The organism is Streptomyces sp. NPDC047853 (genome assembly GCF_043204535.1).
GTDB lineage: Bacteria > Actinomycetota > Actinomycetes > Streptomycetales > Streptomycetaceae > Streptomyces.
Genome location: NZ_JBIDCI010000014.1, coordinates 86,603 through 111,697 on the forward strand (window position 1 = coordinate 86,603; position 25,095 = coordinate 111,697).

23 protein-coding genes and 6 pseudogenes are annotated in these 25,095 nt (G+C 68.9%); 10 read left to right on the forward strand and 19 right to left on the reverse strand.

All coding sequences use genetic code 11. The features are described 5' to 3' along the window. Window positions 1-27 precede the first annotated feature (27 nt). From ACGF5T_RS24960 to ACGF5T_RS24980, 5 genes are all read right to left on the reverse strand, one after another. Window positions 28-1,530 (reverse strand): MFS transporter, encoded by a 1,503-nt coding sequence (locus tag ACGF5T_RS24960; RefSeq protein WP_356606855.1) that lies wholly within the window; start codon window positions 1,528-1,530, stop codon window positions 28-30. Between the two features lie 47 nt (window positions 1,531-1,577). Continuing rightward, the gene (locus tag ACGF5T_RS24965; RefSeq protein ID WP_366767514.1) at window positions 1,578-2,177 is read right to left on the reverse strand and encodes a TetR/AcrR family transcriptional regulator; all 600 of its coding nucleotides are present in this window, start codon (window positions 2,175-2,177) and stop codon (window positions 1,578-1,580) included. Window positions 2,178-2,347: 170 nt separating this feature from the next. Beyond that, entirely contained in the window at window positions 2,348-3,346 is a 999-nt protein-coding gene (locus ACGF5T_RS24970) for an alpha/beta hydrolase (RefSeq protein ID WP_366767515.1), read from the reverse strand. Window positions 3,347-3,372: 26 nt separating this feature from the next. After that, window positions 3,373-4,221 carry an SDR family oxidoreductase gene (locus ACGF5T_RS24975; RefSeq protein ID WP_366767516.1) on the reverse strand — a complete coding sequence of 283 codons (849 nt, stop codon included), beginning with the start codon at window positions 4,219-4,221 and terminating at the stop codon, window positions 3,373-3,375. Next, window positions 4,221-5,738, reverse strand: coding sequence for an NAD(P)/FAD-dependent oxidoreductase (locus ACGF5T_RS24980; RefSeq protein ID WP_366767517.1), 1,518 nt, complete (start codon window positions 5,736-5,738; stop codon window positions 4,221-4,223). The genes ACGF5T_RS24975 and ACGF5T_RS24980 overlap by 1 nt, the downstream gene beginning before the upstream one ends. Window positions 5,739-5,875: 137 nt before the next feature. Between ACGF5T_RS24980 and ACGF5T_RS24985 the strand changes: the two genes are divergently transcribed. From ACGF5T_RS24985 to ACGF5T_RS24995, 3 genes and pseudogenes are all read left to right on the forward strand, one after another. Continuing rightward, the gene (locus ACGF5T_RS24985; RefSeq protein ID WP_356606845.1) at window positions 5,876-7,090 is read left to right on the forward strand and encodes a PucR family transcriptional regulator; all 1,215 of its coding nucleotides are present in this window, start codon (window positions 5,876-5,878) and stop codon (window positions 7,088-7,090) included. A 22-nt stretch (window positions 7,091-7,112) separates the two neighbouring features. Beyond that, a pseudogene (locus ACGF5T_RS24990) lies at window positions 7,113-7,414 on the forward strand (HAD hydrolase-like protein); the annotation flags it as partial. A gap of 180 nt (window positions 7,415-7,594) precedes the next feature. After that, entirely contained in the window at window positions 7,595-8,053 is a 459-nt protein-coding gene (locus ACGF5T_RS24995) for a hypothetical protein (RefSeq protein WP_366767518.1), read from the forward strand. A 49-nt stretch (window positions 8,054-8,102) separates the two neighbouring features. On the opposite strand, the pseudogene ACGF5T_RS25000 reads toward ACGF5T_RS24995, so the two are convergent. The 4 genes and pseudogenes from ACGF5T_RS25000 to ACGF5T_RS25015 form a co-directional block, all read right to left on the reverse strand. Beyond that, window positions 8,103-8,369, reverse strand: a pseudogene (locus tag ACGF5T_RS25000) (acetyl-coenzyme A synthetase N-terminal domain-containing protein); the annotation flags it as partial. Next, on the reverse strand, window positions 8,366-9,964 hold the full coding sequence (locus ACGF5T_RS25005; protein ID WP_366767519.1) for a bifunctional 3-(3-hydroxy-phenyl)propionate/3-hydroxycinnamic acid hydroxylase: 1,599 nt from the start codon (window positions 9,962-9,964) through the stop codon (window positions 8,366-8,368). The gene ACGF5T_RS25005 and the pseudogene ACGF5T_RS25000, both read right to left, overlap by 4 nt. 19 nt (window positions 9,965-9,983) lie before the next feature. Then, window positions 9,984-10,922 carry a fumarylacetoacetate hydrolase family protein gene (locus tag ACGF5T_RS25010; protein WP_366767520.1) on the reverse strand — a complete coding sequence of 313 codons (939 nt, stop codon included), beginning with the start codon at window positions 10,920-10,922 and terminating at the stop codon, window positions 9,984-9,986. After that, on the reverse strand, window positions 10,919-12,064 hold the full coding sequence (locus tag ACGF5T_RS25015; RefSeq protein WP_366767521.1) for a VOC family protein: 1,146 nt from the start codon (window positions 12,062-12,064) through the stop codon (window positions 10,919-10,921). Before ACGF5T_RS25015 ends, ACGF5T_RS25010 begins: the two co-directional genes overlap by 4 nt. A gap of 135 nt (window positions 12,065-12,199) precedes the next feature. Between ACGF5T_RS25015 and ACGF5T_RS25020 the strand changes: the two genes are divergently transcribed. Next, window positions 12,200-12,835 carry a TetR/AcrR family transcriptional regulator gene (locus ACGF5T_RS25020; RefSeq protein WP_361010549.1) on the forward strand — a complete coding sequence of 212 codons (636 nt, stop codon included), beginning with the start codon at window positions 12,200-12,202 and terminating at the stop codon, window positions 12,833-12,835. 28 nt (window positions 12,836-12,863) lie between these two features. Here the strand turns inward: ACGF5T_RS25020 and ACGF5T_RS25025 are convergent, their stop codons facing one another. The 5 genes and pseudogenes from ACGF5T_RS25025 to ACGF5T_RS25045 form a co-directional block, all read right to left on the reverse strand. Continuing rightward, window positions 12,864-13,109, reverse strand: a complete 246-nt coding sequence (locus ACGF5T_RS25025) for a transposase (protein ID WP_366767522.1) — start codon at window positions 13,107-13,109, stop codon at window positions 12,864-12,866. 42 nt (window positions 13,110-13,151) lie between these two features. Then, window positions 13,152-13,439 carry a hypothetical protein gene (locus tag ACGF5T_RS25030; protein ID WP_366767523.1) on the reverse strand — a complete coding sequence of 96 codons (288 nt, stop codon included), beginning with the start codon at window positions 13,437-13,439 and terminating at the stop codon, window positions 13,152-13,154. Beyond that, a pseudogene (locus ACGF5T_RS25035) lies at window positions 13,436-13,819 on the reverse strand (winged helix-turn-helix domain-containing protein); the annotation flags it as partial. The pseudogene ACGF5T_RS25035 and the gene ACGF5T_RS25030, both read right to left, overlap by 4 nt. Before the next feature lie 245 nt (window positions 13,820-14,064). Then, window positions 14,065-14,640: a hypothetical protein gene (locus tag ACGF5T_RS25040; RefSeq protein WP_356606830.1), complete on the reverse strand. Its 576-nt coding sequence runs from the start codon at window positions 14,638-14,640 to the stop codon at window positions 14,065-14,067. A gap of 756 nt (window positions 14,641-15,396) precedes the next feature. Next, the gene (locus ACGF5T_RS25045) at window positions 15,397-16,374 is read right to left on the reverse strand and encodes a LysR family transcriptional regulator (protein WP_366767559.1); all 978 of its coding nucleotides are present in this window, start codon (window positions 16,372-16,374) and stop codon (window positions 15,397-15,399) included. Between the two features lie 39 nt (window positions 16,375-16,413). On the opposite strand from ACGF5T_RS25045, the gene ACGF5T_RS25050 reads away from it, so the two are divergent. The 5 genes and pseudogenes from ACGF5T_RS25050 to ACGF5T_RS25070 all read left to right on the forward strand — a co-directional run. Beyond that, a complete protein-coding gene (locus ACGF5T_RS25050; RefSeq protein ID WP_361010539.1) occupies window positions 16,414-17,373 on the forward strand; it encodes a serine hydrolase in 960 nt (319 codons plus the stop codon). Between the two features lie 83 nt (window positions 17,374-17,456). Further along, window positions 17,457-18,500 (forward strand): MBL fold metallo-hydrolase, encoded by a 1,044-nt coding sequence (locus ACGF5T_RS25055; protein WP_366767525.1) that lies wholly within the window; start codon window positions 17,457-17,459, stop codon window positions 18,498-18,500. 523 nt (window positions 18,501-19,023) lie between these two features. Further along, on the forward strand, window positions 19,024-19,467 hold the full coding sequence (locus ACGF5T_RS25060) for a nuclear transport factor 2 family protein (protein WP_356606824.1): 444 nt from the start codon (window positions 19,024-19,026) through the stop codon (window positions 19,465-19,467). Window positions 19,468-19,748: 281 nt separating this feature from the next. Continuing rightward, entirely contained in the window at window positions 19,749-20,276 is a 528-nt protein-coding gene (locus tag ACGF5T_RS25065; RefSeq protein ID WP_366767526.1) for a hypothetical protein, read from the forward strand. 217 nt (window positions 20,277-20,493) lie between these two features. Further along, a pseudogene (locus ACGF5T_RS25070) lies at window positions 20,494-20,718 on the forward strand (transposase); the annotation flags it as partial. A 24-nt stretch (window positions 20,719-20,742) separates the two neighbouring features. Here ACGF5T_RS25070 and ACGF5T_RS25075 read toward each other — a convergent pair. From ACGF5T_RS25075 to ACGF5T_RS25090, 4 genes and pseudogenes are all read right to left on the reverse strand, one after another. Beyond that, window positions 20,743-21,408, reverse strand: coding sequence for a DUF6461 domain-containing protein (locus ACGF5T_RS25075; RefSeq protein ID WP_392889258.1), 666 nt, complete (start codon window positions 21,406-21,408; stop codon window positions 20,743-20,745). Continuing rightward, a complete protein-coding gene (locus ACGF5T_RS25080) occupies window positions 21,392-21,853 on the reverse strand; it encodes a GNAT family N-acetyltransferase (RefSeq protein ID WP_366767560.1) in 462 nt (153 codons plus the stop codon). Before ACGF5T_RS25080 ends, ACGF5T_RS25075 begins: the two co-directional genes overlap by 17 nt. A gap of 202 nt (window positions 21,854-22,055) precedes the next feature. Further along, a pseudogene (locus ACGF5T_RS25085) lies at window positions 22,056-22,447 on the reverse strand (transposase family protein); the annotation flags it as partial. 128 nt (window positions 22,448-22,575) lie between these two features. Next, entirely contained in the window at window positions 22,576-23,526 is a 951-nt protein-coding gene (locus tag ACGF5T_RS25090; protein WP_366767528.1) for a helix-turn-helix domain-containing protein, read from the reverse strand. A gap of 71 nt (window positions 23,527-23,597) precedes the next feature. Between ACGF5T_RS25090 and ACGF5T_RS25095 the strand changes: the two genes are divergently transcribed. Further along, window positions 23,598-24,425: an alpha/beta hydrolase gene (locus tag ACGF5T_RS25095; RefSeq protein WP_366767529.1), complete on the forward strand. Its 828-nt coding sequence runs from the start codon at window positions 23,598-23,600 to the stop codon at window positions 24,423-24,425. Between the two features lie 457 nt (window positions 24,426-24,882). Here ACGF5T_RS25095 and ACGF5T_RS25100 read toward each other — a convergent pair. Further along, window positions 24,883-24,987, reverse strand: a pseudogene (locus ACGF5T_RS25100) (ketopantoate reductase C-terminal domain-containing protein); the annotation flags it as partial. Window positions 24,988-25,095 lie beyond the last annotated feature (108 nt).

A 25,095-nucleotide genomic window follows, 5' to 3' on the forward strand; every position in this document is an offset into this window, starting at 1 on the left:
CCACTATCCGCGGCTCCGTCCGAAGGGCTACATGTGGATGACTGGCGCGGCGTTCTCATCCTGTTTGGGTACGCCGCGGCGGTAGAGCAGAACGCTCAGGACCAGGCCGGCGGCGAAGAACGCGGCGGACCACCAGTACGCGGCGGAGTAGCTCTCCAGGGCGGAGTGGGCGAGCACAGCGGGGTCCTTGGGATTCTTGCCGGTCAGGTAGTCGGTGGCCGCGCTCGCGGAGAGCGTGGTCAGCAGGGCGGTGCCGATGGAACCGCCGATCTGCTGCATGGTGTTGACGGTGGCGGAGGCCACGCCAGCGTCCTCGGCGGCGATGCCGGAGGTGGCCAGGTTCATCGCCGGGGCCATGATCAGGCCGAGGCCGAGGCCCATCGCGATCAGCGGGGGCATCACGTGGGCGGCGTAGCCGCTGGTCAGGTCGAGTCCGGTCATCCAGACCAGCCCGGCTGCGGCGAGGCCCATGCCGAGGGGCACGACCGGCTTGGGGCCGATGCGCGGGAGGAGGATGTTGTTGGCGAGTCCGGTCGTGAGCATCAGCGCCGCGACCATCGGCATGAACGCGAGGCCGGTCTTGACCGGGGTGTATCCGAGGGTCTGCTGCATGTAGTAGGTCAGGAACAGGAAGACGCCGAACATGCCCGCGCCGCTGATCAGGATGGCAAGGAAGGAGGCGCTGCGGTTGCGGTCGAGCAGGACCCGCAGGGGCAGCAGGGGGTGGGCACTGCGGGTCTGCCACCAGCCGAACGCGCCGATCAGGACTGCTCCGGCCAGGAGGAGGCCCCAGGTGGCTACCGAACTCCAGCCGTGCGTCTCGGCGTTGGAGAAGCCGTAGACCAGGCAGAACAGGCCGCTCGAGACCAGGATCGTGCCGGGGATGTCGAGCTTGGATCCCTTGTCGCGGACGTCGCGGGTCAGCAGCAGGACTCCGCCGACGAAGGCGATGGCGGCGAAGAACAGGTTGACGTAGAGCGTCCAGCGCCAGTCGAGGTACTCGGTGAGTACACCGCCCAGGAGCAGACCGACGGCAGCGCCCGCACCCGCGATGGCACCGAAGACCGTGAACGCCTTGGCGCGTTCCTTTCCGTCGGTGAACGTGGTGGTCAGCAACGACAGTGCCGCCGGTGCGAGGAGCGCTCCGAACAGGCCCTGCCCGGCACGGGCGGCGACCAGCATCGAGAAGCTGGTGGCCGCACCGCCCAGAGCGGAGGCGCCGGCGAAGCCGAGCAGCCCCACCAAGAACGTGACCTTGCGGCCGAACAGGTCAGCGATGCGTCCGCCGAGCAGCAGAAGGCTGCCGAAGGCCAGTGCGTAGGCGGTGATGACCCACTGCCGGTTGCCGTCGGTGAAGCCCAGGTCCTGCTGGGCCGAGGGCAGGGCTATGTTCACGATGGTGCCGTCCAGGACCACCATCAGCTGGGCAATGCCGATGACGCCGAGGATCCACCAGCGGTGGCGGTTTTTCCGGTCGGGCCGGACAGGTGTGGGGGCCTCGGATGAGACGCCGTTTGCTGCGTGGGACATGGGGAGTTGCTCCAGAACGTGCGGGAAGGAGTGAGGGGCAATGGAGATCAGGACAGCAGCGTCGGGAGGATCGCGTGCTCGATGAAGCGGGTGACATAGTCCCGGTCGGCGAAAGTGGCGTCGAAGAGCTGGCGTGACATGACCGCCCCGAACATCAGCTGCGGCAGGAATTCCGCACCCGGCGGCCACTCCTGCAGTTCTCCCCGTTCGACGGCCCGCTCCACGAACCGCGCCAAGTTGCGGCTCTCCGGCTCGAGCAACGTGGTGCGTACGACGGTGGCGAGCTCCTCGTTACCCAGGATCGCGTGCGCCATGGCGGCGAACAGCTCCGTATTCTTCTCGGCGTGTGCCGCTGCCTCCCTACCCAAGGCCAGGAGGTCGCCGCGCAGGGACCCTGTGTCGATCTCGGCCAGGTCCACCGGCCGGGCGGCGTGCATTGCGGCGGCGACCATGTGCTCTTTGCTGCCCCACTGCCGGTAGAGCGTGGCCTTGCTGCAGCGGCCCCGGGTCGCCACCAGGTCCATGGTGAGCGCCTCGTAGCCCGCCTCGCGCAACACCTCCAGCGCCGCGTTGAGCAGTTCCAGCTCGCGGTCCGGTGTCATCCGAGGGCGCCGGACCGGGGCGCCGGGGGTCGTGTCGCCGGTCATCGAATCTCCATATAGAACGGAACGGTTTCGTACCAAACGGTAGGCCGGGGGTGGGAGAAACGCAACCGTACTATTTCCGGTGGTGGGCCGCGGTATGGCGAAAGCGGCCCTGACCTGCGTCTGGGCCTCGAGACGCTGGTCGATCGCCAGTCGTCTGGTCGCGAGGCCGATCAGCAGGAGGCGGGTTGATGCTGTTGCAGCCAGGTGTCGACCGTGTCATAGGCGTGCGCCCGGACACGGGGTGAGGAGAGGAAGACGTCGTGGCGGGCGCCGGGGATAGGGACGACGGTGGTGTGGTGGCCGAGGCAGCCGGCCCAGCGCGCGATCTGGGTGACGTCGAGTATGAGATCGGCGCCCTCGCTCGATTCCGAGTACTGGCGGGAGAGGTGGCTGCGATCCGAGCGCAGGATCAGCGACGGGACGCCGACGTCGAGGCCGCGGTGCAACGCGGCGTGGCCGCGGCGGACGGCGTTGAGCCAGCCGACGGTGACCGGGAAGCCGGCGAGCGGTTTGAGGTCGAGGTCGAAGTCCCATTCGCCACCGCGGCCTTGGTGCAATGTGTCGCCGTACACGGTGCTGGCCGACAGCGGCAGCGCGCGCAGCGGCGTCGCCTTGGCGGCCAGGCGCAGCAGCTGGGTGACCGGGCCGCGCTGGGCTGCGGTGCCCTGCAGGTCGAACCAGGGACTGTTGAGGATGAGACCGCGGACGGGCTCGGTGCGGCCTGCGGCCCGGCGGCGGTCGAGCCATAGCGGCAGAATCAGTCCGCCGGTGGAGTGGCCGCCCAGCAGCACCGGCCGGCCCGGGTTCTCCTGGGCGACGGCGTCCAGTGCAAGGTCGAGCTCTCGGTCGTACAGGGCGAGGTCGCTGGTGTAGTGGGGGGTCTGCCCCGGGAGCCGGCTGCGGCCGCATTTGCGCAGGTCGAGCGCGTAGAAGGCGATACTGCGGGCCGTGAAGAAGTCGGCCAGGCCGGTCTGGAAGAAATAGTCGGAGAACCCGTGGAGGAACAGCACGGCTGCCCGAGTGGAAGTGCGCTGGTTCCGGTGCGGGCCGGGGTTGCGGCGGATCAGGACTGCGGTGGCAGTGCCCTCGCCGTCCGGGTCCGGTCCGAGGTCGAAGGTGTGCTGGTGGTAGCCGTCGAGCAGGTCCGGCTTCCAGTCGAGATGGGGCACGGCTCACTCCCAGGGGTGCGGGTCGGTCAGGCGCGGCGGGTGGAGTGCTTGCGGTGGGCTTCCAGCAGCCGGGGGGTAAGGAAGCCGGGGCTGAGCCGGGAGAGCAGGTCGGGCAGACGGGCGCTCATGCCGATGAGGGTGCGCGGGCGGCGGTGTGCGATGGACTCAAGGATCTTTACGGCGGCCCGATCGGGCGGATAGGTCAGCATTCGGGCGATCGCCGCGTCGTGTGTGCGCTGCGCGCCCTGGTCGAGCGTGGCGGCGACCCGGGCGTTCTCGGCGATACGGGTGCGGACGCCCCCGGGATGCACCACGGTCACTCCCACCTGGCCGGTCAGCTCGGCGCGCAGCGCCTCGGTGAAGCCGCGCACCGCGAACTTGCTGGTGCAGTAAGCGACTTGACCGGCCGGTGCGACCAGACCGAACACGCTGGAGACATTGACAAGATGGGAGCCGGGGCGCGAGCGCAGAATCGGCAGCAACGCCCTGGTCAAGGTGACTACGGAGTGCAGGTTGACCGCGAGCAGCCAGTCGAACTCCTCGGCGCTGACATCGTCGAACGTGCCACCCAGGGTGGCACCCGCGTTGTTGATCAGCAGGCGGGTGTCGGGGTGCTCAGCGGCGAGTTGTTCACCCAGGCGGCGGGCGGCGCCTGGGTCGGCGAGGTCTACCACATAGGTGGTGACCGTGACAGTCGTGGCTGTAGCCACGGCCTCGGCCACCTGCTCGAGGCGAGCGGCGTCCCGGTCGACCAGCGCCAGATCGCTGCCCTTGCGGGCAAGGAGGTAGGCAAGTTGTTCGCCGATGCCGCTGGCCGCGCCGGTGACGATCGCGGTACCGGCCGTGAAATCGAAGCGGTTGAAAGGCACAGCCATCACACCTCCACTTGAGGCGATACTGCGGGGGCATGGCGATGGCCTGCGCTGCGGGTCAGCTGCAGTTCCGGGTCCTCCACCGGAAGTTTCCGCAGCAGTTTGACGTCCTTGCCGTAGTGCATGGAGGTCAGCCACGGCGCGCGGTCGCCCTGCCTGGGCAACCGGGCCACGGCCCGCCGGATGTAGCCGGCCTGGAAGTCGAGGAAGGGACGCAGCGGCATCTGCGCATCGCTAATCACGGGGCAGGCGATGTCGAAGTCTTCCTCGTCCATCCGTGTGAGCAGGCGGCAGAAGTGCTCACACAGCAGGCCGATCTTCAACGTCCATGAGGAGTTGGTGTAGCCGACCGCGAAGGCGAAGTTGGGGACCCCGGACAACATCATCCCCTTGTACGCGACGGTGTCCTCGAACTCGATCGCCCGGCCGTCCACGTTCAGGCAGATGCCGCCCATGGCCTGGACGTTGAGACCGGTGGCGGTGACCACGATGTCCGCAGCCAGTTCACGGCCCGAGACCAAACGCAGTCCGCTCTCGGTGAACGTCTCGATCCGGTCGGTCACCATCGTGGCATCGCCGCGGCGCAGCGCCTGGAACAGGTCACCGTCGGGCACGGCGCACAGCCGTTGATCCCACGGCTCATAGGGCGGATTGAAATGCTCGTCGACCGGATAGCCCTCGGGCAGCAGCTTCACGTTGGCCCGGCGGATGAGCCGCCGTGCCGTGCGGGGAAAACGCCGGCACAGACTCCACAGCGCGGCCTGGCGCAGGATGTTCTTGCGCCGGGCGAGCTCATGGCCGCGTTTCTCGCCAAGAACCCTCTTGAGACCGTCGGCGATCTTGTCACCGGGCGGCACAGGCAAGATGTAGCTCGGGGTGCGCTGCAGCATGACGACGTGTCCCGCAGTGCGGGCCATGGCCGGCACCAGGGTGACCGCGGTGGCGCCGCTGCCGATGACGACCACGCGCTTGCCCTCGTAGTCGAGATCCTGTGGCCAATGCTGCGGGTGGACGATCCGGCCGCGAAAGCGCTCGCGCCCGGTGAACTGCGGGGTGAAGCCCTCGTCGTAGCGGTAGTAGCCGGCGGCACCGAACAGCCACTTACAGGTGAGAGTCGACCGGTCCCCCGTGTCCGTGCGTTCCGCCACGACGGTCCATCGACCATGCTGTGAGGACCAGTGGGCACTGACCACCTTGGTGTGGAAGCGGATGCGGCGGTCGATGGCGTTCTCCGCCGCAGTTTCCTGCAGATAGGACCTGATCTTGTCGCCGTCAGCGATTGCGTCCTTGTCGCGCCACGGCTTGAACGCATACCCAAAGGTGTGCAGGTCGGAATCGGAGCGGATACCGGGATAGCGGAACAGATCCCAGGTGCCGCCCAGGGCGCCGCGCGCCTCGATGACTACGAAGCTGCGCCCGGGATGCTCGCGCTGCAGGTAGTAGGCGGCGCCGATCCCGGAGATGCCTGCGCCCACGATCAGCACGTCGAACGCGGTGGGGGCAGAGGTATTCGCGGACATGGGTCAGCTCCTGGCGTAGCCGTGCAGGGCGGTCTGTGGTCATTGTCAGCGCCTGTACGGCGCAGCCTCCAGGCACAAATTGCACCAGTTCCCTCGGGCTATGAGGCAAAATGCCCTTGCCGGGTTAGACTGTGGGCGTGTCATGGAAGCTGCCGTCGCCGCGTGTGCGTGAACTGATCCGTCAAGGCGCACGCCAGGCCCTGGACCCGCCTGAGGGGTGGCTGCGCGAGCTCGATGAGGCCACTCTCGCGGGCCCGCACCGGGACCAGATCGGCGATGACCCGGTCCTGATCGCCTCCGTCCGTCGCGCCAACCGGTCCAACCTGCGCTTCTGGGCCTTGGCCAACATCGACCAGCCCGGCGAGCGGGTTTCCCCGAACCTCGACGAGGAACCGGTGAGCATTGCCCGCGACTTGGTGCAACGAGGGCTCAACCAGACGACACTGGACGCCTACCGGGTCGGCCAGGCCATTGCGATCCGGCGGTGGACCGGCATCTGCCTCTCTTTGACCGCTGACACCGACGAACTGCGTGAACTCCTCGACCTCTCCTGCCATTCAATCGCCGCGTTCATCGACGACACCATCGCAGGCATCACCGAACTCATCGCCAAGCAACGTGACGAACTCGCCCAGGCCACCCACGCCCAGCGTCGCGAGACGGTCAGTCTGCTCTTGCACGGAGCGCCGATCCCCGCCGTTCGGGCCGAACAACGCCTCGGTTACCGGCTGACGGGACACCACACCGCCCTCATCCTCTGGAGCGAGGAAGCTCCGGCCGATCCTGCCGCTTTCACCCGGGTATGCGACCGGATCACGTCCGCCGCCGACCCGCGGGCCCTGACCGTGCTCGCCGGCGACGCCACCCGCTGGATGTGGCTGCACACCCCACCCGAAGCGCCTGCCCTGCACCAAGCGCTGGCAGCCGAACCAAGCGTGCGGGTGGCGATCGGTACAACCGGCAAGGACCTGGCAGGCTTTCGGCGCAGCCACCTCGATGCCCTCACCGTGCAACGCATGCTCGCCCGCCTTGCCTCACCACAACAACTGGCCACCCACGACGAGGTGGAACTCGTCGCCCTCGCCACCTCGGATGTGGCGGCCGCCGACGGCTTCATCCGGCGCGTTCTGGGCGACCTAGCCCAGGCCCATCCCGAAATCCGCGATGCGGCCCGGGTCTTCATCGCCGCCCAGTGCAACGCCTCCCACGCAGCTCAGCGGCTCTACATCCACCGCAACACGCTGCTGCGGCGCCTCGCGCTAGCCGACCGCCTGCTGCCCCGCCCCCTGTCCCAAGACGTCGTCAACGTCGGCGCGGCCCTGGAGGTTCTGCGCTGGCGCGGCACCACCTGAGGCTGTGGAACGACGTGCGGTGGCACGCTTCATCTGCACCAATCCGGACGATACGGGTCCCTCCCTCGAAGGCCCGCTCCCCGCGACGGGCGCGGTCGCGGCACTGATCACGAAGGCCACGGGCAAGGCGCCGTACGTCGCGGGCAACCACACCTCCGAGACCAGCGCGATGATCGGCGACCTGATGGACACGAGGTCCTCGCGGGCACGGAGGCCGGGGTGATCACGTACCCGGTCCTCACGACCCCGCAAGAGGTCGGCAAGTACCCGTTTCGCCCCCCGCACACCGTGGACTCGATCGCGGACCTGGCGGATCTGATCTGACTCGCGCGTGCGGGCCGGCCCGGTGAACCACCCGAACGGTCACACCCTCATGCACCCCGGACCTGCGAGCGCGGCTCGACGCAGGAGGTCCACCATGCTTCACCCCGAGTCCGGCGCAGTCTATGCGGCGCCGTCACCGTCCTCGCACTCAGCACGTCCGCGGCAGTCACCGCCGACGGTGTGGTCAAGGTCAGTCCCGGTACCGCCACACCGGGCGCTCAGACAGAGCTGAGCATCACGGGGTGCGACGGCACGACCGGGGCGGCCAAGTCGCAACTGTTCGCCGCCGGCTATCCGCTGAGCGGCGAGGCGATGGCCCGCCCGACGGCCACCCCGGGCACGTACGACGTCTCCGTCACCTGCGACGGCAAGGCCACGGGCACGGGCACGTCACCGTCGCCCACGCCACACCGAGCCCCACCGACCCGATCCGCGCGCGGCGGCGGAATGGCCTCGCTGACCGCCGAGGAACCGGACACGGGCCCCAGCTGGCGGCACGCCCTGTGGAAAAGCTCGGCATCGACCCATCCGTCAGCCGTGGACAACCCCGACCTGATCGAGCACTACGCCCGCCTCGGCGCCGAACGCCGCGCTCAGCGACACATCCTCTGGGAGCTGGCGGCCCGCCACCGTTGCTGACGGGTGCCACGACCTGCACCTACGACGGCAGCCCGGCCCTGCCGACCAAGCCGGACGCGCAGCGGGCGCCGGGCATGGTCCCTTCGGCCAGGACCCGCTCGTACGGAGTGTCCGCGTCGATGGCGAAGTAGTCACAGACCGCGCCCCAGAAGCCTTCCAGGTCGGTGACCGACCAGCGGTGCAGGGCGGAGTAGTCGGTGAGGTCGGCTTCGAGGCCCTGGTGCCGGGCTGCCCAGCGGCCGAAGTCCGCGATCCGGCTGCGTGCGGCGGACTCCGGGTCCGGGCTCCAGAAGGGGTTGGCGTACGGCGTGGTCATCGCGCGATGCTCCTCGGCAGGGAGGTGGATACGGGCTGTGCGGCGGGCCCGCGGGTGGTGCACAGCAGGGGCGCCCAGGCGGCGGTGTCCGTGAAGGCGCCGCCGCCCGCCGGGACGACGTCCAGGACGACGCGGTCGGGGCGCAGCAGGACGGCATCGGCACGGCCCGCGCGCAGCCAGGCGGCGAGGGTGCCGTCATCACCCGAGCCGTGGACGTCGACGACCCGGGCGCCGAGTCCGTCGGTGAGCGCGCGCAGTGCGGGCGGCAGTGGCACCGCGGTCAGTACGGCGAAGGGATCGCCGAGGATGTCGTCGAAGCGGACCTGTTGCCCGTCCTCGGCCGTCACGCGGGGCTGCGGGCAGTACGTACCGCCGAGCCGGCTGCGGCGTATCAGCGGACCGATGCGCAGTGGGCGGCTGAGGTCCCGGCTCGCCAGACCCGTCACGCCTGGGATGCGGCAGGCCGTGGCGACGGCGACGTGGCGCAGGGCGGCCGCGCGGTCCTGGCCGCCGGTCATGGCCCAGCCGGTGGCCACCGCGAGGCGGATCACGTGGCGGGCGTGCGGCTTGCGCTCGCGCTCGTAGGTGTCCAACAGCCGCTCGTCGCTACCCTGTCGCAAAACACGGGCTAGCTTCCAGGACAGGTTGTAGGCGTCCCGCAGACCTGAGCACAGGCCCTGTCCGACGAACGGCGGGGTGAGGTGGGCGGCGTCGCCGAGCAGGAAGACCCGGCCCTGGCGCCAGCGGTCGGCGACGCGCGCCCGGAAGGTGTACTGGGCCTTGCGGACGACGTGGAAGTCGTCGACGCGGGTCAGGTCCACCCAGGGGGCGACCCGTTCGCGCAGCCGCGCGTCGTCGAGTTCCTCTCCCTCCCCCAGCCGGAACTCCCAGCGGTAGCGATCCTCGCTGATGCGCATGAAGGTTGCCGGGCGGTGCGGGTCGCAGACCTGCTCGATGCCTTCCCAGGAGCGGACGGCTGCTTTCGTCGTGGCGTCGATGACGGTCCAGTGCTCCTCGAAGCGCAGGTCCTCCCAGCTCGCCCCGATCGCGGTGCGGGTGAGGCTGCCCGCGCCGTCGCAGCCGAGGACGGCCTCGGCGCGCAGCAGGTGTTCACCCTCGTCGTCGCGGTAGGTGACGCGGACCGATCCGTCGGCGCGCTGCTCGACCGCCGTGACCTCGACCCCGCCCCGCAGTTCGCACTCCGGGCGGGCGGCCAGCGCGTCCCGCAGCAGCCGCTCCAGTTCGGGCTGGTCGAACATGCTGGTCTGCGGGTAGCCGTGGTGTCCCTGCGGGGAGCGCCGGAACTCGGCGATCGTGCGGTGCCGGGCGTCCAGCAGTCGCAGCCCGCGCGCGGGACGGGTGACGGCGGCGAACTCGTCGGCGATTCCGGCGGCTTGGAGAATTCTGCGGACCTCGTCGTCAATGGCGACGGCTCGAGGCAGGGGGTAGACGTCCCGGTGGCGTTCGAGGACGACGGTACGCACCCCGCGCCGGGCGAGCAGCAGGGCTGCGGTCACGCCCACGGGGCCGGCTCCGACGACCACGACCTGTACGTGCTCGGCGACGTCCGGGGGTGCGGCTTGGTTGGCGGTCATGTGCGGCTCACTTCAGGTCTCAGTGCGCGTCGGCCACGGGTGTGCGCTGCTTACCCAGGTCGATCCGGCCGTCCGGGGTGGCGATGGTGGCGGTGACGACGTCGCCCGCGTGCAGGTAGTGGGGGTTCTTGGCCTGGGCCTTGAAGAACGCCTTCCACTTCAGCGCGGGCGGCAGCAGCGCGCCGATCTTCTCGACCGGCTTCGGAGGTGCCTTCAGGGCCGTGCCGCCGGGGGTGCCGGTCAGCAACAGGTCGCCGGCGTCCAGGGTCTGGAAGCGGGCCAGCAGCGTGAGTGCCTGCGCCGGACGGACGATCATGTCGGCGAGGGTGCGGTCCTGGCGCAGCTCGGCGTTGACGGACAACTTGAGCCGCAGATCGAGGAGATGGGCGAAGTCCTCCGGCTCCAGAAGGGAGAGGTACGGGCCGGTGGGCGTGAAGGTCGGGTACGACTTGCTCTCGTAGAACTGCGTCTTGGTCAGCTGGACCTCGCGGGCGCTGACGTCGTTGGTGATCACCAGTCCGGCGACGTACGAGGGAAGGTCGCGTTCATCGACGACTGTGCCGATGGGCAGGGGTGCGCCCATGACGAGGCCGAGTTCGATCTCGTAGTCGAGGAACTTCACGTGGGAGGGCCGGACGATGGCCTCGCCGGGGCCGCTGACCGAGCCGGACGCCTTGCGGAAGAAGGCGGGCGGGATGTCGCCGGTGAAGCCCGAATCACGGGCGTGGCTGCGGTAGTTGACCATCTGGGCGACGACCCGGCACGGCGTGGTGACCGGGGAGAGTGCGACCAGGTCGGCGACGGGCGTGCCCACCTCGCCGCTCGCGGCGGCCTCGCACACCGCGGCCCGGTCGGCGAGCAGTTCGGCGGTGGTGACGGCCTTGGTGTCGACACGGATGGCACGGTCGCCGAGGACGGCCCACCAGCCGTCGGCGGTGCGCAGGACGTTGGTGCTCATGAGTTCATCGCTTTCATCAGGCCCAGCAGACGCGCGGGGTCGAGTTCGTTGTCGCCGCGCAGGGCGTGCAGCACCTCGCGGACCTTGGCGGGGGACGGGCTGGCGCCGAGGAAGTCCCGGGTGACGGGCGGCCCCCACTGAGCCAGCCCGCTCGCCGACAGCGGCGCCCAGCCGGGTTCGATGTCGCAGGAGAACAGGTCGCCGTCGGCGAAGTGCTCCAGCATGAAGTGGTCCGGGTCGCGCCAGTAGTCGAAGAGCTGGCTGCCCTGGATGTGCCGGCCGATGCCCCAGCTGCGCTGGTAGCCGCGTTCGTTCAGGTACTCGCCGCCGGCGGCGATCGAGTCCAGGTCGGTGACCTGGTAGGCGGAGTGGACATACCCCGTGCCCGGCCCCAGGTGCATGGCCAGCGTGTGATGGTCGGCCGGCACGCTGCCCAGGTCACAGCGGATGAACGCCATCGTCGGACCACGACCGCGCTGCCCGTCCAGGAACAGGAAGTCCGACACGATCATCCCGAGGGTGTCCAGGTACCAGTCCAGGGCGCGGCTGAACACCCGTGTTTCCAGAACCACATGACCCAGACGCTGGATGCGGGAGGGTTCACGGGGCGGGCGCTGGGTGGCGTTCGTACGACGGTGCTGTGTGCCGAAGTTGAGGAGCAGCGGCCGCTGCTCGGGCAGCGCGGGCAACTGCTCGGCGCAGTGCACGACCCGCACCGGGAAGCCGGACGGGTCGAGCAAGGCGACCACCTTGCCGCCGCCGGGCACGTCCGCGTCCCGTACGGCCGACCCCGTCGCCCGCGCCAGCCGGTCCAGGTCGGCGCGCTCGGCCGCGCGGAACACCGGCCCGACGAAACGGGACGTACGACCGTGCCGGATCACCATGCAGGGGGTGCCGGCGAAGCTGCCCCGCAGCCACAGCGCGCTCTCGGTGCGCGCCGCGATCTGGAAGCCGAAGTCAAGGGCGAAGACCTCGGCCCGGTCCAGGTCGGGCTTCTCGAACTCCAGCCAGGCCAGGGCCACCACCTTGATCACAGGGTTTCGGGACCGACCCGGATGTTCGCCGCGCAAGGCGCCCTGCTCACTGTGCAGGTCCTGGTGGGGCGTCGCGACGGCGGCTCCGGCCACGCGTGTTTCAGACATGGTGCCCTCCGAGCAACTAGCCATAATGAGGAAATCATCAGCTTTGACAGAAGCCTCGTCAATGGGTCGCCCCACATGGGATGAGGATTTCATCAGAACTGTGAAAGTTCTGGGCTCCGCGGTTAGACTCGGCCCATGCCCATGTCAGCCCCGCCCAGAAACCGGTTCGAACGGCGTCGCGCCGAGACCCGCGGGGCGCTCGTCCGCGCCGCTCGGCAGATCCTCGCCGAGACCGGGGACACCAGCGCCAGCATCCAGGCGATCGCCGAGCGCGCGGACGTCGGCTTCGGCTCCTTCTACAACCACTTCGAGTCCAAGACGGAGCTGTTCGACGCGGCGGTGGCGGATGCCCTGGAGGAGTTCGGGCAGAGCTTCGACGAGCGACTCGCCGGGATCGACGACCCCGCGGAACTCGTCGCGGCCGGCTTCCGGCTCAGCGCCCGGATGGCCAAGTCCCACCCGGAAGTCATGCAGGTGCTGCGCCGCCGCGGCCTCGGCCACCTCCACTCGGACAACGGCCTGGCTTCCCGGGCGCTGCGCGATCTTCAGGTCGGCATCGCCTCCCGCCGCTTCACCGCCGTCGATCCGGTCGTCGCCCTGTCCGCGCTGGGCGGGACCTTGTTGTCGCTGGTGGAGCTCCGCTTTGCCCGCCCTGACCTGGACGGCGACGAGGCCGCCGCCAATTTCGCGGAGATGGTCCTGCGCATGCTGGGTGTTCCGCCGGACGACGCCCACGAGGTCGCCCGCCGCCCACTGCCCGACGTGGGCTGACGAGTCGGCACCATCACTGAGCTTTTCGTTAGTTCTGTGGTGTTTGGGGGTGGATGTTCAGTCTGGTGTGGGTGAGGAAGGACCAGTGGAGGTGTTGGTCGCTGCAGATGCGGTGGATGCCGCGCTCGGCTGCGTCGGCGACGTCGGCCAGGTGGTCGCCGGCGAAATTGGCGAGCTCGCGGCCTTTGATGGCCGACCACAGCAGCTCGACCGGGTTGAGTTCGGGGGCATAGGCCGGCAGCCGCTCCAGCGTCAGCCAGTCCTGCTCGGCCACCCAGGCTCGCATGCCGCGACTCCAGTGGGCCGACAGTCCGTCTCACACCAGCACCACCGCCTCGCCGGCATAGAAGGTCTTGACCTGTTCCAGCACTCCGATCAGGCTGGTGGTGTCATAGCTGCCGGGCTTGAGGTGGAAGCACAGCCGCGGGCCACGGTGCGGGTCACTGGCGTGGTAGCCCAGCGCGGCAGCCATGCCGGCCCGCTTCCGGTTCAGCCGGTGCCGCAGTATGGGAGTGCGGCCGCGGGGTGCGTAGGTGCGGCGCACTTCGGGCAGCAGCGAGACCCCCGATTCGTCGAAGAAGACGATCCAGGCATGTTTCTTCACCGCCCCTTTTTGATGCGCGGCCACTCCGTGGCGACCCACCGGGCGATCTCGCTCTCGTCCCGCTCGACAGCCTGGCGCCGGGGCCGCTGCAGACTCCAGCCCAGCCGTCCGGTCAGCAGGCGCCACACCGATGCCCGGGCCAGCTTGACCCCGCTGACCCGTTCCACCACCACACCGACCCGCTCCAGGGTCCACAAGTCTGCGGCGAACCCGTGCGCCTGGGCGCCCTGTTCCAGCGCGGCCCGTACCGCCTCGACCTGGGTGTCGTCGAGTTCGGGTGGCCGGCCGGGGGCTGGACGCCGTCGCAGGGCCTTTGCCCCGCCCTGTTCCCACATCCGTCTCGACCGGCGCACGCTTTCGGGATGGATCCCCACCGCCCGGGCGACCTCGGATGAAGGACGTTACTGCTCGAACAACTCGACCGCGCGCATACGCCGGGCCTCGGCCAACTGCGGCCGTGTCAACGACGGAACGGAGACATCAGCATCAACAGTCTGCGACTCGTATGGCACCTTCACATGCTGGCACCGCCTCAGCTTCCCACCCACAGAACTAACGAGAAACTCAGTAGTGCACGTTTCGCTTCATGTGGAACCGGTCGGACTGACCGCTGCGACGGGGAGGACTAACCGGACGAGGAGGTGCCGTTCTGCAGCCGACGAGAGAATGCCCATACGACGCCCGCTGACACAGCGGCGGCAACGATCGATCCCGCTGCGGCCACCCGAACTCCTTGCGGAACGTCGTCAACCGCTATGCGCTCCCCGTCTTCCATCACACACAGAGTGCGCAAACTGTGGAATTGGACCTCATAGTCCACAGATCCCGTCAGGTGGATCCGGCACGGGTGGTTGTACGGGAACGGGGCAGAGTCCGTCCCACCGTCCTGAGCCGTGGACACCGTCATCATCAAAACGAGGACGCCCAGCGAGTAGAAGACCGTAGCCGAGGCGGAACAAGCGAAGGCCACGACAACAAGCGGACGACGCCATCCTGACCAGCGCTCATGCCCCGGGAGAGCCACTCCGATGCCCTTGCCCACAAGGAAGACGGTCAGCGCGACGGCAGCAAGGGCTACCACCGGTACGAAGAGGATCACCGTGCCACCTACTGTTCGAGTCAGCCGCCAGAAGGCATCCTGCCTGCCGCCGACACTCACCATCACCGATTTGTGCTGTGGATCACGAAGCATGATCCTCACCGGATATCGCTACCTCATGTGCACAACAACCCGCATGCCGACTTCGACTGCGGCGCCACCACGCCGAGATGGCCCGCTCCCGTGGGTAAGTTCCCCGCTGTCGCAGATCATCATCTGGCCCGCCGGTGGCTGCAGTTCATGGCGAACATCGGACGTCCTCCGAACACGATCGACGCGTACGGGCGGGCGGCCGAGGCCCACCTGCGGTTCTGCGCTGTGGGAGGCGCGGACCCGCTTCTGTCCCGCCCGGACACTATTGCAGCCTGGATCAGGGACATGCTGGACCGGGCCTCTTCGACCCGCAAAGGGCCCACGACGCGCCGACAGGCCTCTCGAACGCGACCGTCCAACAGCGCCTCGGGACAGGCAAGCCGTGGTGGTCGCAGACCGCGGCGGGGCCTCGTGCGACACATCGAACAAGCCCCGTGGATCCCCAGTGAGGAGAGCTGGCAACGGATTCTGGGAGAGCCGCACGGCATCGGCCTGGTCATCTTCCGCTACGTCGCCGAGCGCGCGATCGCTTGGCGCCACGGTTTTCCGCCGCCTACTCATCCGCTGGGAGAGACGTGACGACATCCACGGCAGCCCTCCGCCTCGCCGCCTGCCTGATCACCCACCGCCACGCCCGACGCCTTTGTTGGGACCTCCAAGCGAACCGAGCTTCACCTTGTGCAACGAGGAAAATCGCCTCGGCCTCAGCACCCCAGCACGAACCCTAGGAATGCCTCCACCGGTCGTCTACGGAGTCGGGACCGCCTACCCGCGCGATGCCGCCTCGTCATACACCACCGCCCATGGGCGGGGCAGCTCGGCATCCGCGGGCGCGTCGTCGCTGCGGTGCGGGATCGCCGGGCGATCGCGGGCGAGTACGTCGGCTGCGAGTTCGGCGAAGTGCGGGGCGGCGGGGTGGGAGGAGCGGTCGGCGGGCCAGACTCCGCTGGTCCGCTGGGTGAGGGGTCGGCCCGCAAGCGGCCGCCAGACGACGCGGGGCTCCTTGCCGGCCACCGGCCCCTGGTCGAAGGCGATGCCGTGCCCCGCGGTGACGAGGGCCAGCAGGAGTTCGGGGCGCGAGGCATGCCGCAGTCCGGTGGGAGCGAAGCCCCCGGCCCGGCATGTGTCCAGGATCCGGTCGTACCAGCCAGGGGCCTGCGCACGTGGAAGGAGCACGAGGTCGTGACCGTTCAACTCGGCCAGCGCGACCTCCGGCAGCCGGGCCAGTGGTGAGACACGGGGCAGGACGACGCCGAGTTCCACGCGCACCTCCGGACCGAGACGCAGGCCGGTGACGTCCACGGGGTGGTGGACGAGGCCGACGTCGAGCTCGCCGGACCCGATCAGGCGCAGTTGCTCGTCGGTGGTGATCTCCTGGAGATCGACGGACATGCCCGGATAGTGTTCCGCACATGCGCCGAGGAGCAGCGCCAGGGTGGCAACCGTCGTGCCGGGGGGCACGCCCGCGCGCAAGGTGCCCGCGTCGCCCTGCCCGGCGCGGCGGGCCAGCGTCCGCAACCGCTGTTCGCCGAGGAGGAGTTCACGGGCTTCGTCCAGCAGCACTGCGCCCGCGGGTGTCAGTTCGACCTGCCGGCGCGATCGGTCGAACAGCTCGGCGCCGAGATCCTTCTCCAGCCTGCGCACCGCCTGACTGAGGGGTGGCTGGGCCATACCGAGCTGGTCGGCGGCCCGGCTGAAGTGCAGCTCTTCGGCGACAGCGACAAAGATGCGCAGGTGGCGCAAGAGATCCACAGTCAGGGACTGTACGTGAGGGGCTGAGTGATGGTCGAGGATCAGATCCGTGCGGTCTTCGCGGGGGCGGGTGCCGAGGGGGTGTTGCACGCGGTTCCCATCGGTGGGGCGCCGGGCTGTGGTGAGGCGAGGAGCGGCAGGTGTTCGGCGGGCGATACGGCGGCCGCGGGTGAAGGGGCGGCATCCGACGAGGTCGCCGTCGGCGCCGACGAGCCCGTCGTGATCGCCTCGATCTTCAAGGTGTTGCTGGTCCTGGAGTTCGCGCGCCAGGTCGCCGCCGGTCAGCTCGACCCCCGTGCGCGGGTCCGGGTCACCGCAGCGGACCGGCTCGGGGGCTGGGGTACGGCCGGCTGTGCGGACGATGTCGAGATGTCCTTGCGCGACCTGGCTCTCTTCACGATCTCGGTGAGCGACAACTCGGCGGCGGACCTGTTGCTGGCACAGGTCGGTCTGGACACGGTACGGCTCCTGGCCGAGGAGCTCCGCCTCGACCGGACCAGGATCGTGGGCGGTCCTCGCGATGTGCTGCAGTCGATGCTCAGCGAGGTCGGCGCACGCGACGAGAGCGAGTTCGCCCTCCGCTACCCGGCGCTCCCGGAGGAGCGCAAGAGACGGATGAGCGTGCTGGATCCCTCGCGGACCAACGCCAGCACGCCCCGCGAGGTCACCCGGCTGCTGCGCCTCATCTGGCGGGACGAGGCGGGCCCGCCGCAAGCCTGCGCGCAGGTGCGGGAACTGATGTCCCGCCAGGTGTTCCGGCACCGGCTGGTGTCGGGGTTCCCGGACGAGGCGACGGTCGCGGCGAAGACCGGCACCCTTCCCGGCCTTCACATGGAGGCGGGGGTCGTCCGGTATCCCGACGGCGGCCGCTACGCGGTCTCCGTCTTCGCCCGCACGAGGGAACTCGCCGCATCACGGACGGCCGTCGACGCGGCGATCGGCACAGCGGCTCGGATCGCTGTCGACTTTCTCCGCCGCCACCATCGATGACCTGGCCCCATACAGGAATGCATATGAGACCGCGTGCAATTCGATCTTGGACTGTGATGGACGTCTCCTGATCTCCTGGCCGCATGAGCGACGACACAGACGCACCCCGCCCGAAGCGACGCATCCAGGGTTTCGGCCGGCGCACGGTGCTGCGCGGCGCCGCGTTCGGCGCGGCCGCCCCGCTTCTCGCCTCCCCCGCCACCGCCACCACCACCGCCACGACCCGCACGGCCGCGCGGGCTGGTTCACCTTCCTTCCGCTGGCTGGGCACGTCCGGCTGGCGCATCGACGTCGAGGGGCGGACCGTGCTCTTCGACCCGTACCTCACCCGGTTCAGGACGGGCCTGTTCGACGGGAGTTTCGAGCCGGGTACGAAGCTGAGTTCCGATCCTCAACGGGTGCGGGAGCATGTCGGCCGCCCCGAACTCGTCCTGGTCAGCCACTCCCACTGGGACCACATCGCCGACGTGCCGTACATCGCCAAGGCCACCGGTGCCCGGGTCGTCGGCACGGAGACGACGTTCCACCTGCTGGTCGCGTTCGGCGTCGACCCCGGGCAGATCTCGGTGGTCAAGGGTGGGGAGGTGCTGGACTTCGACGGAATCACGGTCCAGGTGGTGTCGAGCCTGCACAGCCGCAACAAGCGGCACACCTACTTCGCTCCGGGAACCCTGCACGCGCCACCGTCGACAGTCCCCCGTACCATCTCCGACCTGCCGGAGGGCGACACGCTCGCCTTCCAGGTGACGGCCGGCAGTGGCGCGCCCTCGGTCTTCCTGATGGGTGCCAGCGACTTCTCCGAGCGGGCGGTCCAAGGACTCGGCCCCGATCTCGCGATGATCGCGGTGCCGTCCAGCAAGTCGACGTCCCGCTATGTGTCACGACTGCTGCGAGCACTCGGGCAGCCAGGCGTCGTCGTACCCGTCCACTGGGACAACTTCGAAACGCCCCTGAGCCAACCACCGCGCCGCGACCCGGCGACGGACCTGGACGCCTTCGTCGCGCTGGTCCGCCAGGAGTCCCCGGAGAGCCGGATCGTCGTCCCGGACTACCACACCACCTACGCCGGAGACATGCGGCCGAAGCCGCGCCCCGCACCGAAGAGCGGTGATCACCAGCTGCCGTGAGACGATCTCCGCCCTGCCGGGCAGTCTGGCAGCGGGGCAGGGTCGGGATACAACATGGAGTTCGAGCCCTCGTACGGTACCTGGCTCAGGCGCAGCCGGCCGGGTTCATCCAGGGTGCCACCCGCTCCGCACAGCGCCTTGGCTGCGGTCGTCCGTGATCAGATCACGCCGGCCGTAGCAGCTGGTGGCGAACCGGCCTCGCTTCAGGCAGATCCGATCGTCGCGGTCCTCATGACCCGCTGCACACATCTTGTCGACCGCTGCGACGATGCCGCGTCGCGCGCAAGCAACTCCTGGCCCGGCTGGGCCGCGTGAACGAATCCCATACCGTGCGCAGCGGCCTGACCCCGTCCCCTCGATACCCGCCAATGCCCCTTTCCCTGTCTTACGAGGCGTACATCGCTAGCGGATCTTGGTGATCCACTCGCCTTACGTCCGAGGTGATCGTCTCGGCACGCCTACGACGGCAGGGTTGGTGATCTCTCCGCGTCACAGGACGCGGACCAGAACGGAGAGACCAGCCATGACCATAGACACACCGACGAACACGCGTACCGTAGTTGAGGAGTTGCTGCACAGAATCGGTGAGGGCAACCCAGAGCGCATCGCCGAGCTGTATGCCGAGCAGGGCGACTGGAAGCTCGACTGGCCTGAGGCCGAGCACGGCCGTACTGCCACGCCGTGGATCCGTCACCGATCCACCCGGGCCGACGCGGCCGCCCATTATCGCGAACTGGCCGAGAGCCACGTGCCGGAGCATGTGGCGACCGAGGTCGAGCGCATCCTGATCGACGGAAGCGACGCAGTCGTGCTGGGCGAGATTCGGCAGACCGCCCGCCCCACGGGACGTGCCTACAAGGCGCGCTTTGCATTGCATCTCACCGTCGAAGGCGGACTTGTCACCCGGCACCATGTCTACGAGGACAGCCTGGCTGTCGCACAGGCATTCGAAGCGAAGGATCAGTGAAGGACCACCGACCCTTCGCGAAGGCGCCGCGGGGGCATGGGCGCCTTCAGTGCGGGCCTGTCCCGCTACCTGTCGGCTCAGCACGTCCAGGTGTTCTAAGTCAACCGGCGCGAACCGTTCGCCCGTTGGCCCTGGTCATAGCCGACCCGCCCGGAGGGGCCGGCTATCCAGCCTGGGCGATCCAGAGCTGTTCCGCTCCTGCGCGCGCCTCGGCCCGCACGCCGGAGCTGACAGAATCCGTGGTGTAATGCCCCGCCCCAGCCCGACCGGAGGTCATCTCAGTGGTACCTGCACGGGTGATCGCCGTTTCCCCGCTGGCTCTGGTGACTCTCGCCCTGTCCGGCTGCTCCTCCCTGGGGTGCAACGACACGACGGCGGAGCGCGGCAAGGCCGGTTCCAGGGTGCAGGTCGTGAACACGAAGGGGCAGCCTCTCGGCGTCACCGCCGCGGTCGTTGACTGGCGCCTCGAGCCTCACCCGCAGGTGCCCTCCGAAGGCGACCGGGTCCACTTCCGCTTCCGCTTCGACGGTGCCGACGAATATTCCGGCCCCGCAGTGGACGCCTGCGCGGTCGACAAGAAGCGTGTGGCGTTGGGGTGCCAGACGATCTACTCCTACCAGGCATTCGGGCCGGCCGACGATCCCCAGACGGGCGACGACTGGCTCGCCGTCGAGCACCCTGAGCAGGTTGCCAGAGTGCTACTGATCCCCAATGACCAGTCCTATGACCGACGCACCTGTGAAGTGGACGTCAAGGATGGTGGAGGCATACACCCTCCGGAACCACCCAGCAGGGGGGACCGGCTGTAGGGAGGTCCAGTACTCCAGCAGCGGTTCGCTATCTGGCCTGATCAGAGGTATCGCCGGGAGTGTAGTTGGCTGCTGGCATGTCAGGGGTGGTCTTGCCGGACCGGCCCTCCAACGAATGACATCGAGAACTGTCTACGCGGTGATGAGGGCAGCTTCTCCGCGTGATGGACGACCTTGCCGACGCGACCTGAGACCGTGAACTCGACGACAAGCCTTCCTGCGGATCGGCCACCGTTTCGGCCGGGCCGACCTGCGGCGACGCATGCGTGACCACGTCCGCGACGATCTGCAGACATACGTCGCCGACAAGCTCGGCGAGGCCGACGGAGTCCTGGTCCTCGACGACACCGGCCTACTCAAGAAGGGCGCCACTCCGCGGGCGTGCAGCAGCTCCAGTACTCCGGCACCGCCGGCCGCACCGAGAACTGCCAGATCGGCGCCGTCGTGCGTGAAGCGCTGCTGAGCGTCATTCTTCCAGGGGCAGGGGCAGCAAGCTGCCACTCCAGCGTTCCTCTCCCTCTGCGGCCGGCGTCACCCGGAGGCCGAAGGCATCTTCTGCGAGAGCCAGGACGCTGTGTATGGGAGCCCACCCTCTCGGAACGAGGCCGAGGGGGTGCATGAATGCCTCAAGCCGGTGGGGATCCAGGCCGGTCGGGTCGAGCGGCTGAAGGGTGTGGAAGTCGACGACGATGCCGCCCTCGACCGCGTACTTGAACCAGTACATCGGCTTCTCGTTGTAGTGGAGCGCCACGACCTCCGTCCCATGGGAGACCCTGGACAGCACTCCCTCGTCCAGTCCGTGCATGCCGCCCTGCTCCCACGCCCAGGTCCACAGGCCGTCGCTTCCCGTTGTAACCACCGGCTCGTCCTCGTCGAGCAGGGTGTCACCGAATTCGTCCACCAGGTCCACCGAGTCGCGGAGCGCCACGGTCTCGGGATCCGCCCCCATGCGTCCCAGCAACTCGGTGGGAGACAAGCCTTTGGCGAAGGTGAGGGTGTAGATGGGAAGGTCCGCACGAAGAACGTCCAGACCACGAGCCTTACCAGTACCTGACATGTTCAGATCCTGGCATGCTTCACTGACACCCCGAGCGTGCAACAACTGACTGACCACGTCACGATGGCGCTGCATAACAGCGGATGGCTACCGTCTGGTGCGGACTCCACTGCTGCTCGACTGTGGCCATCAGCTCCCAGCCCAGCCGCTCATACAGGGCTGCCGCTGCGGTATCGGAGGCGACGACGTCGAGCACCGGATGCAGGCCACGGCGCCGCGCTTCCTCCACTGCTTGGCCGATCAGCAGTGCACCGATCCGATGCCCCCTCGCCTGCGGGGCAACGAACAGCCTGCTGACCACGGCGGTCATGCCCCGCGTCGCCCCCTTCCGCTCGTTCCACAACGTCGGGGCCAGATCGTCTTCGCCGCCTTGCGACAAACTGACATGCCCGACCAGGCCGCCCCCGAGTTCGGCAACCCAGGATCCCAGCAGGGGACCGCGTGACAGCCACTCTCCGGGCCGGTCCGGCCAGTTCACCGGATAGCCGTCGCGCGCATGGACCTCCGCGAGGATCCGCACGCACTCCTCGACATCACCATCAGCCCTCTGCCGGACCCAGCGGCTCGGCCTCTCATCCGGCACCACGGAACTCTCGATGTTCACTCCGGCATGGAAACACGGGCCACATAGTCACAACCAGCCACTTTCGTTTTACAGGCGCTACAGGATGCTGCAGAAGCCCGTGCTTTCGCAGGCATGGGCAGTGTCCGGGTGTGTGGGGTCACGCGGCGAGCGCGATGTTGTGCATGCGGGCGACGGCCTGGACGGCGTGGTGGAGGCCGTCGCCTCGCTGCCGGCGGTCACTGAGGATCCTGCAGTGCAGTTCTTCATGCGGGAGAAGGTGTGCTCGACACGGGCGCGGACCTTGCGATGCTGCGCGTTGTCGTCCTCCTCGCCCTGAGCAGGGGACGTCCCGGGCGCTTGTGGTGCGGGACGACCAGGCCGGTGCCCATGTAGGCGCCGTCACCGAGAACGGTCACGCCCTGGCAGTGCTCGGCCAGGCCGGAGTCCCGCCAGGCTTTCGCGTCCGCCGTGTTGCCGGGCCGCAGCCACCACCAGGCAGGTGTCCGCGTCCACGATGACCTGCACGTTCGCCGAGGACTCGTGTGCCCGACAAGCCGAGGGCTCGTGTGCCCGACAACAAGCACTGCCTGGATAGCTGTGGACGTGCGCTAGGCCGGGTCAGCGCGGTGGCGGTGCCTTCTTGACCTACGACGTCCCCTTGGACGCCGGATCGGCCGTCAGGTTTCACCGAAGATCCGCCGGTAGGTGCCGGGTGTGGTGCCGGTATGCGCCCGGAAGCGGCGGCGCAGGTTGACCGCCGAGGCGAGTCCGACCCGCGTGGCGATGGCTTCGACCGGCAGGTCGGTCTCCTCCAGCAGAGCCCGTGCCGCGTCGAGGCGCCGCCCGAGCAGCCACTGTCCAGGGCTGGTGCCGAGCTGTTCGGTGAACCGGCGGGCAAGGGTTCGGCTGGAGAGCCCGGCGTGCTCGGCGAGGAGAGTAAGGGTCAGCCGGGTATGAAGCCGGGAGGTGGCCCAGTCGAGCAGCGGCGCCAGTGACTCGTCGGCCCTGGCCGGTGCGGGTTGTGTCGCGTACTGGCGCTGGCTGCCCTCCCTGTGCGGCGGCAGAACCATGTTGCGGGCGATCTGGGCGGCGTAGGCGGATCCGTGGTCGGAACGGACCAGGTGCAGACACAGGTCGATGCCCGCGCCGGTTCCGGCGCTGGTCGCCACGTCACCGTGGTCCACGAAGAGAACGTCCGGGTTCACCCGCACCTGGGGGAAAGCGGCGGCCAGCTGGGCGGCGCGGCGCCAGTGGGTGGTGGCGTCGCGGCCGTCGAGCAGTCCGGCTCGAGCCAGGACGAATGCTCCCGTGCAGATGGCGACGATCCTCGCCCCTCGCCGGTGGGCGGCCCGCAGCGCGTCGGTGACGGTCGGCGGCACCGGTGCGCCGGGGGGCTGCCAGCCGGGGACGACCACGGTGTCCGCCTCCTGGAGGGCCGTCAGCCCGGCGTCGACGAGCATCGTGAAACCCACGGTGGTCGGTAGGGGGCCGGGCCGCTCGGCACAGATCCGGAAGGTGTAGTGGGCCGGCATGTCCTGCGGGACGGCGCCGAACACCTCGGCGGCGCAGGCGAGCTCGAAAGGGGACTGGGGTGGATTGAGCAGGGCCACCACTCTATGCAGGCTCATGGCAGGAAAGTACCCACAGGTGTCTTTCCAGACTCTCGGCCGCAACGGTCGTCCCCGGGCACGGTGATCCTATGAATGCGATCACCGAAACGGGAGTCTTCCGGTCCACGGTCCCAGTGGACGGCGAAACGGCCAGCTACCTGTCCGTGGAGCGGGACGGTCCTGCCGTGTTGCTGCTGCACGGAACGTACTGGAGCCGGGTCTGGCTCCCGGTACTCGACCACCTCGCGGCGGGAGGACTGCGGCCCCTTGCCGTCGATCTTCCCGGGCTTGGGCGCTCGGGTGGCGAACTCACCCTGGAGACGGCCACGGTCCCGGCCCTTGCGGCCTGGGTGATGCGATTTGCCTCAGCGGCGGGGCTTTCCGGGCCGATCGCCGTGGCGGGTCATGACATCGGCGGTGCGATTGCCCAGCATCTCCTCGTCCACGACCGTCTGGAGGTGTCCCGGTTGGCCTTGGTCAATTCGGTCCTCTACGACTCCTGGCCGGCGCCCCACGTAGCCCGTTTCCAAGGCCCGGGGACCACCGCCGACGACGTGCTCGACGCCCGCCGACAGGCGGTGACTCGGTCACTCGCCGGTGCGGCCACCGAGCAGCGAGTCGCGGAGTACGTGGATCCGTGGGCCGAAGCGCGGGTCCGCCGCTCCTGGATGGCCTTGGCGGGCGCGGCCCACCACCGCTACACACTTGAACTGATCCCGGCACTACGGTGCTCCACGACGCCCAAGTTGCTGATCTGGGGCGAGGACGACATGCACGAGAGGGTGGAGTACGCCGAGCGATTCGCCTCGGAGATTCCGAACACCACGCTCGTACGCATCCCGGATGCCGACCACATCCCCACGGAGAACGTGCCCGGCAAGATCGGCCAGGCGCTCATCGACTTCCTCACGGCGTAGGGAACTCGTGCGGATGCGCCGTGGTCAAGCAGATCACGGCATCGCGCAGTCTCAACAGCCGGTGCAGCGCATGGCGTCTGTGGGGTCACGGCGTGCGAGCAGCAGCGTGCGGGGCCCGGTGACGGCGCGGCCCTTGCACTTGTCCCGCCTCCGCACCCCGGCGGGTACGACTCGCTCCCGTCTCGAAGCACGGCCTCGTCGCCCGCAGTCACCCCCCAGGTAAGCCGCGCGCGGGCTGTTGCCGGGGCGATGGTCGACGGATACAGCGTCAAGGGCGCAGCCGACGCCGCTTCCGCGAGCAGGGACTTCGGGGTGGTCTGGCGGTGGGGTCAGGGCTAGGCCGTGAGGTGTGCGCCGTCCACGTGAAGGACGTCGAACACGGCCTGTCCCTGTGCGGCCGACGAGGGACTGGAGGGCGGTGGCTCAGTCGGTGTCCAGTTCGACCACCAGACGTCTGGAGCGGCACGTGGAGTCCGTGTCGTTCTGCCGCCCGGAGCAAGGCTCCGCCGATCGCATCGAGTCCCAGCGGTCGGCCCGCTTCCGCGTCGTGCTGCATCGCAGTGCCAGGACAGGAACCTGCCACGAGCACGCGTGGGTGCCCGCTGAGGTTCCTGTCTCACCGACCTGGTCGGGTAACAGACGGAGCGGCCTGCGGGAGCATGGCGAGGCA

Excerpts from the sequence above, each read along its gene's own strand:
- ACGF5T_RS25090 (WP_366767528.1), bottom strand. The coding sequence starts at position 23,526 with ATGAGCCTGCATAGAGTGGTGGCCCTGCTCAATCCACCCCAGTCCCCT.
- ACGF5T_RS25095 (WP_366767529.1), top strand. The coding sequence starts at position 23,598 with ATGAATGCGATCACCGAAACGGGAGTCTTCCGGTCCACGGTCCCAGTG.
- ACGF5T_RS24980 (WP_366767517.1), bottom strand. The coding sequence starts at position 5,738 with ATGTCCGCGAATACCTCTGCCCCCACCGCGTTCGACGTGCTGATCGTG.
- ACGF5T_RS24965 (WP_366767514.1), bottom strand. The coding sequence starts at position 2,177 with ATGACCGGCGACACGACCCCCGGCGCCCCGGTCCGGCGCCCTCGGATG.
- ACGF5T_RS25075 (WP_392889258.1), bottom strand. The coding sequence starts at position 21,408 with ATGCAGCGCCATCGTGACGTGGTCAGTCAGTTGTTGCACGCTCGGGGT.
- ACGF5T_RS25005 (WP_366767519.1), bottom strand. The coding sequence starts at position 9,964 with ATGACCGCCAACCAAGCCGCACCCCCGGACGTCGCCGAGCACGTACAG.
- ACGF5T_RS25020 (WP_361010549.1), top strand. The coding sequence starts at position 12,200 with ATGCCCATGTCAGCCCCGCCCAGAAACCGGTTCGAACGGCGTCGCGCC.
- ACGF5T_RS25060 (WP_356606824.1), top strand. The coding sequence starts at position 19,024 with ATGACCATAGACACACCGACGAACACGCGTACCGTAGTTGAGGAGTTG.
- ACGF5T_RS25010 (WP_366767520.1), bottom strand. The coding sequence starts at position 10,922 with ATGAGCACCAACGTCCTGCGCACCGCCGACGGCTGGTGGGCCGTCCTC.
- ACGF5T_RS24975 (WP_366767516.1), bottom strand. The coding sequence starts at position 4,221 with ATGGCTGTGCCTTTCAACCGCTTCGATTTCACGGCCGGTACCGCGATC.
- ACGF5T_RS24960 (WP_356606855.1), bottom strand. The coding sequence starts at position 1,530 with ATGTCCCACGCAGCAAACGGCGTCTCATCCGAGGCCCCCACACCTGTC.
- ACGF5T_RS25055 (WP_366767525.1), top strand. The coding sequence starts at position 17,457 with ATGAGCGACGACACAGACGCACCCCGCCCGAAGCGACGCATCCAGGGT.
- ACGF5T_RS25050 (WP_361010539.1), top strand. The coding sequence starts at position 16,414 with ATGGTCGAGGATCAGATCCGTGCGGTCTTCGCGGGGGCGGGTGCCGAG.
- ACGF5T_RS25015 (WP_366767521.1), bottom strand. The coding sequence starts at position 12,064 with ATGTCTGAAACACGCGTGGCCGGAGCCGCCGTCGCGACGCCCCACCAG.